General features: G+C 65.6%; 5 protein-coding genes and 1 pseudogene. 4 read left to right on the plus strand and 2 right to left on the minus strand.

The annotated features are described in order from the left end of the window. Together ACN4F8_RS06795 and ACN4F8_RS06800 are read right to left on the minus strand one after the other, a co-directional pair. The coding region (locus ACN4F8_RS06795) for a UvrD-helicase domain-containing protein (protein WP_419472850.1) at positions 1 to 922 on the minus strand (922 nt) is incomplete at its 3' end. Further along, a complete protein-coding gene (locus ACN4F8_RS06800) occupies positions 919 to 3,561 on the minus strand; it encodes a PD-(D/E)XK nuclease family protein (protein WP_419472851.1) in 2,643 nt (880 codons plus the stop codon). The genes ACN4F8_RS06800 and ACN4F8_RS06795, both read right to left, overlap by 4 nt. A 122-nt stretch (positions 3,562 to 3,683) precedes the next feature. Between ACN4F8_RS06800 and trxA the strand changes: the two genes are divergently transcribed. The 4 genes and pseudogenes from trxA to ACN4F8_RS06820 all read left to right on the plus strand — a co-directional run. Beyond that, positions 3,684 to 4,016 (plus strand): thioredoxin TrxA, encoded by a 333-nt coding sequence (trxA, locus tag ACN4F8_RS06805; RefSeq protein ID WP_159606264.1) that lies wholly within the window; start codon positions 3,684 to 3,686, stop codon positions 4,014 to 4,016. A 184-nt stretch (positions 4,017 to 4,200) separates the two neighbouring features. Continuing rightward, positions 4,201 to 5,463, plus strand: a complete 1,263-nt coding sequence (gene rho / locus ACN4F8_RS06810; RefSeq protein ID WP_056274742.1) for a transcription termination factor Rho — start codon at positions 4,201 to 4,203, stop codon at positions 5,461 to 5,463. A gap of 99 nt (positions 5,464 to 5,562) precedes the next feature. After that, positions 5,563 to 5,826: a type B 50S ribosomal protein L31 gene (locus ACN4F8_RS06815; RefSeq protein WP_419472852.1), complete on the plus strand. Its 264-nt coding sequence runs from the start codon at positions 5,563 to 5,565 to the stop codon at positions 5,824 to 5,826. A gap of 127 nt (positions 5,827 to 5,953) precedes the next feature. Continuing rightward, positions 5,954 to 6,152: pseudogene (locus ACN4F8_RS06820) on the plus strand (hypothetical protein); the annotation flags it as partial.

The raw sequence follows: 6,152 nt of genomic DNA on the forward strand, positions 1-6,152 counted from the left end.
CGCTGAACTTGCGCGGCTCGTTTTTCTGCGTGAGCAGCGCGTCCATCACACCGGCGCCGTTCAGGCCGGTGAGGGCCTTTTCCAGTTCAACGCCTTTCGCCGCAAAAGTCACAGCGCTGGCGCGGCCAAGCGCGATGGCGGCACCCGACAACAGGCTGCGGGTGGGCGCGTGGTCCACCAGCCACTGGAGCGGATCGTCGAAGCCGGCGAACTCGGGAAACTGCTCGGCCATGGCATCCACCGAGGTCTGCACCACGCCCGCCGCATCGGCCAGCGCGAACTCCACGCGCTTCTGCAAGGCCTTGCGCAGCGCCTGCTGCGTCTGAAAACGGCCGTGCGTGCTCACCGCGTCCACGAAGTCCTGGCGATCGGGCGCACTGGAGGCCAGCGCGCCGTAAAAACGCGGCCACACCTGCTCCACCGCCTGCGTGTCGTCTTCGAGCAGCTCGTACTGCACCGGCAATTGCAGCTCCTGCAACACCGACAGCGGCGCGCCGCGCAGCAAGGCGGCGAACCAGCTGTGGAAGGTGCGCACCTGCACCGGTCGGCCCAAGGCCGTGACCCGCGCATGCAGTCTTCGCGCCTCAGCGACACAGCGCTGTGCGTCGGCGACACTCAGGCCGCGTTGCTGCAACACATCCACGAGTTCGGCATCGGACAGATCGGCCCAGCGCCGCAGTTCTTCGCCCAGCCGCTTGCGCATCTCCCCCGCGGCCTTTTTGGTGAAGGTGATCGCCAGAATGTCTTGTGGCGCGCAGCCGTCGAGCAGCGCGCGCAGGATGCGCGAGACCAGCATCCAGGTTTTGCCGGCGCCGGCGCAGGCTTGCACCGCGATGCTGCGCGCCGGGTCGCAGGCGAGCGCATAAAACGCTTCGCGGGACACCGGTGCGCCATTGATTTGGTAGGCCGCTGGTGCGCTCATGAAACGCTCCAGAAATCTTTGCGACACAAACCACGCGCCTTGCAGAACTCGCACACCCGGCCTTCGCCCAGCGCAGGCATGGGGTGGCCGGCGGCCACGCGCGCCATGTCGTGCGACAGGCCGGCGCGCAGCTGTTCACGCGCCTCCAGCACCTCGGTGTGCTCCACCAGCTTGGTGGCGGTGTCGGCGGTCGTGGAGCCAGGCCGGTCGTTGATGCTGAGGTAGGCGGCGCGCAAGGTGTCGTCGGGCAACAGCGCGGCGTAGAAGGCGAGCTGCACGTCTTCCAACGGCTCCTTCAAACGGTCGGTCGTGGTCTTGCGGCTCTCGGTTTTGTAGTCGATCACGAACGGGATCGGGCCCTCGGGGCTGTCCTGCGCGTCCACGCGGTCGAGCTTGCCGTAGAGCTTCCACGGGCCGACGGTGGATGTCATCACCGCTTCGGCCTCCACGAAGCGTGGGCCGGGCCGCTCATTCGTGGCCTCGAACGTGGCGAGCCACTCCAGGTAACCGTCGCGCGTGGCGGGCCACACCACCTCGTAGGGCAGGAAGCTCGCGCCGCCCTCGCCCGCGTTCAGACCCATCGCAGCAGCGGTCTCGGTGGCGAGTCGGTCGAGCGCCGCGCGGTCGGCATCGACGCCAGGGCGTTGGTCGCCGCGTTGTTCGTGAAAGGCGCGCAGCACCGCATGCAGCCAGTTGCCCATGTCGCGCTGGTCGGGCTCGGCCGCGAGCTCGGGCGCATCCACCAACCGCAACTGGCGCATGGCGAAGAACCGGTACGGGCAATCGCGCAGGTCCTGGTACGCGCTGGCCGAGAGTGCACCGGGCAACACATCGCCGGCCGACGGCGCAGGGCGCACCGACGGCGCCGACACCAGCGTCGTCGCTGTGCGCGGGTCGTCTCCGTTGCATGCGTCGGTCTGCAGGGCGAGCACCCAGGCGCTCGGCATCACAGGCTCACCCATGTCCTGCGTGCGCCACAACACGTCCAGCCGCGGCATGCGCAGCAGCGACTTCCAGGCATTCGCCGCCGCCTGGGCCAGTGCGTCGCGAGAGGGCAAGCCCAGCAGCTCGCGCTGCGCTGCGGTCCACGAGCCGGGCGGCTCGGGGCTGGGGTTGAGGTGCACCTCGTCGCAGCCCGGCACCACCGTGGCGGCGAACGAGCGACCGAGCAACTGCGCCATCGGCAGGATCACCACCGACGCTTCGCCGGTGCCGCGCGGCATGAAGGTCGCGCCCTCCAGCACATCGCGCACCCAGGCCGTGAACAAGGCGAGCGGTTTGCGCCCGGCGGATCGACCAGTCGCCGCCTCGCCCGAGGTTTCGCCGATGTCGGAGAGTTCGCGTGCTGCCCCCTCTTCCAGCCGCAGCACCTGCAAGGCTTGTTGGCCCGCCGCGTCGGCTTGAAGCGCGTCCCACAGTCCCGTGGCTTTCAAGGCTTGTGCCACCGCGTCCAGCCACAGCACCAGGCTGCGCGGCGACTGCAGAGCGCTCAGGATCTCGACCAGACCCTCCGGCAAGGCGTGCACCAAGCTGGCTGTGCGCACCGCGGCGCGCCACTGCGACACACCGGCTTCGCGCGCCAGTTGCTCCAGCGTGAGCACGGATTCTTCTGACCAGCGTGGTGCCTGTTTGAGCAAGTCCAGCACATCGTCCATGGACGCGCGTGGCGAAGCCGCACGCAGCAGGCTCATGAGCTGCGCGGCTGCGTGGGTGGTGGAGAGTTTCCAGCCGGTCTCGTCGCGCACCGCGACACCTGCACCGTGCAGCAGCGCGCTGATGCGCCGGGTGAGCAAGCGGTCGGTGGCGACCAGGGCCACGGGCTGATGGCCCTGATTCACACGCGCGATCACGCAGGCGGCTGCGCGCTGCGCTTCGTCTTCGGCGTCATCGCAGGCGTGCAGCGTGCAGCCTGAAGCGTCGGAACCAACCACGCTCCATGAGAGGCTCAGCGCGCGCTCACCCCAGTGCGCCAACAACGCAGCGGCCAGCGGATCGGTCTGAAAGCCTTGGAGCACCACCAGTGCCTGCGCACCCGCACCGGGGCTGGCCTGCGGGCTCCACAACACGTCGGTGGCGTAGGCGGACGTGCTGGCCCAGGTCAGCGCCAGCGTCGCGACCAGGCCCTCCCACTGCAGCGAGGCCGGGCCTGGCAGCAGCGCCTGCTGCAGCGCTTCGGCCCATGCCATGCGCTGCTCTGGCGCCACGGCCGCGGCCAGCGGTGCGAGTTGCCGAGCGGCCTCCACCAGGCGCATGACCATCACCGCGCGCAGCTCGGCATCAGCCCGCGCGGGCGCCACACGGTCGATGAAGGCCGAGGCCACGAGGCAGTCGCGCGCCATGTCCATGCTCAGGTCGGTGGGCCCCGGCATGAAAGGCTGCAGCGACGCAGCCCAGTTGCGGCTGGACTCGAAGCGCGGCGCAAAACCATCGGGGCGGTGGCTTGACCAGGCGCGTCGGCCCACATCCATGAGCTGTGCGTAGGGCACCAGCACCACCACACTGCCAGGCTCGATGCAACGCTGCGCCAACGCCTGAGACAGGGTCTGGATCAACGAAGCCCAATCGCTGGCACTGCCTTCGATTTCTTGCCCGGTTGACGCGGGAAGACCGGATTCGGAAGGCGGGTTGGCTGGCGTCATGAAATGGGGGTTTCTGTCACAATTGCCCGGACTGGTTGGCCCTGTGGTGACCTTCAAGCCCTTGAAGCCCGCGCAAGTGCCCAAACTTTAACCTCCCCATTCAACGTTTTTTAGGATGAATCATGGCGAGCGACCTGATCAAACATGTTTCCGATGCAAGCTTCCAGGCCGACGTTCTGGAAGCGCAGGCGCCCGTTCTGGTCGACTTCTGGGCCGAGTGGTGCGGCCCTTGCAAGATGATCGCGCCCATCCTTGACGAGGTGGCTGGCTCTTACGACGGCAAGCTCAAGATCGCCAAGCTCAACGTGGACGACAACCGCGACGTGCCCGCCAAGTTCGGCATCCGCGGCATCCCGACGCTGATGTTGTTCAAGGACGGTCAGTTGGCTGCCACCAAAGTAGGCGCCATGAGCAAGGCACAGCTCACCGCATTCATCGACCAGCAACTGGCCTGATTTCCGCGGACGCGTGCCCGGGTGCAATGCCCGGGCACCTTTTCAGCGGCCTTTTTTTCCTGTCATAATTTCCCGCAGGCGGATCCGAGACAGACCCCGCCTCTCATCTGCGCACCGTCCGACATCCGGACGCCAGCGCCCCCTCCCCCGGTTCCCGACTCAACTCCCTTCCGGAGTGAATTCCATGCACCTCAACGAACTCAAGGCACTGCACGTGTCTGAAGTCCTCAAGCAGGCTGAAGCGCTTGAGATTGAAAACACCGGCCGCATGCGCAAGCAGGAGCTGATGTTCGCCATCATCAAGAAGCGCGCCAAGGGCGGCGAACTGGTGTACGCCGACGGCGTGCTGGAAGTGCTGCCCGACGGTTTCGGTTTCCTGCGCGCGCCAGACACCAGCTACACCGCCAGCACCGACGACATCTACATCTCGCCCAGCCAGATCCGCCGCTTCAACCTGCACACCGGCGACATGATCGAGGGCGAGGTCCGCATCCCCAAGGACGGCGAACGCTACTTCGCGCTCAACAAGCTCGACAAGATCAACGGCCTGCCCCCCGAGGACAACAAGCACAAGATCATGTTCGAGAACCTGACGCCCCTGTTCCCCAAGGAACAGATGCGCCTGGAACGAGACATCAAGAGCGAAGAGAACATCACCGGCCGCGTGATCGACATCATTGCGCCCATCGGCCGCGGCCAGCGCGCGCTGATCGTGGCGCCGCCCAAGAGCGGCAAGACGGTCATGATGCAGCACATCTGCCATGCCATCTCCGCCAACCACCCCGAGGTGGTGCTGATGGTGTTGCTGGTTGACGAGCGCCCGGAAGAAGTGACCGAGATGCAGCGCACCGTGCGCGGCGAGGTCATTGCTTCCACGTTCGACGAACCCGCCGCGCGCCACGTGCATGTGGCCGAGATGGTGATCGAGCGCGCCAAGCGCCTGGTCGAACTCGGCAAGGACGTGGTGATCATGCTCGACTCCATCACCCGCCTGGCTCGCGCCTACAACAACGTGCTGCCCTCCAGCGGCAAGGTGCTCACCGGTGGTGTGGACGCCAACGCCCTGCAGCGCCCCAAGCGCTTCTTCGGTGCGGCCCGCAAGATCGAAGAAGGCGGCTCGCTCACCATCATTGCCACCGCTCTGGTCGACACTGGCTCGCGCATGGACGAGGTGATCTTTGAAGAGTTCAAGGGCACCGGCAACTGCGAGATCCACCTGGACCGCCGCCTCTACGAGAAGCGCGTTTTCCCCTCGATCCAGCTCAACCGCAGCGGCACCCGCCGGGAAGAGTTGCTGCTGCAGCCCGAGATCCTGCAGAAGACCCGCATCCTGCGTCAGTTCATGTACAACATGGACGAAATCGAGGCCATGGAGATGGTGCTCAAGAGCATGAAGTCGACCAAGAACAACTCCGAGTTTTTCGACATGATGCGCCGGGGCGGCTGATCTGGACTTTCCTGCTAAAATCGCAGGCTTTGCAAATTGCGACAAGTACAGGGAAATGGTTTTCCTGCGGCTGCCGCACCTGAACCTCAAGGACACGTCATGAAAGACGGCATTCACCCCAACTACCGCGAAGTCTGTTTCCAGGACCTCTCCAACGGCTTCAAGTTCGTGACCCGCTCCTGCGCGAACACGAAAGAGATGATCAAGATGGAAGACGGCCGCGAGCTGCCGCTGTTCAAGCTGGACACCTCCAGTGAATCGCACCCCTTCTACACCGGCACGCAGAAAAGCGTGGACAACATGGGTGGTCGTGTGGAGCGTTTCCGCAACCGTTACGCCAAGACGACGCCTGCTGCGAAGTAAGCGGCTTGCAGCCAGTGCCTGCCCAGGCGCTGCGCGATGCTCAAGAAAAGCAGCTGGCTACCCGGCTGCTTTTTTTTCGCCCTTGCTTCTCCGATCCAAGCCCTGAGGCCCTTGTATATTCCCCGCAGTGAACCAGCCCACCCCCGCCATCGTCACGCAGTCAGCCGTGCGCCGCTTGCCCAGGATCGCCCTGCTCCTGTTTTGCGTGGCTTATGTGCTGCCGGGTTTCCTGGGCCGTGAACCATGGAAAAACGCCGATGTCTCTGCCTTCGGTGTCATGCTCGAAATGGCTGCGGGCCACAGCGGTTGGTGGAACCCGCAGGTAC

It is taken from the genome of Hydrogenophaga sp. (assembly GCF_048549895.1).
GTDB lineage: Bacteria > Pseudomonadota > Gammaproteobacteria > Burkholderiales > Burkholderiaceae_C > Hydrogenophaga.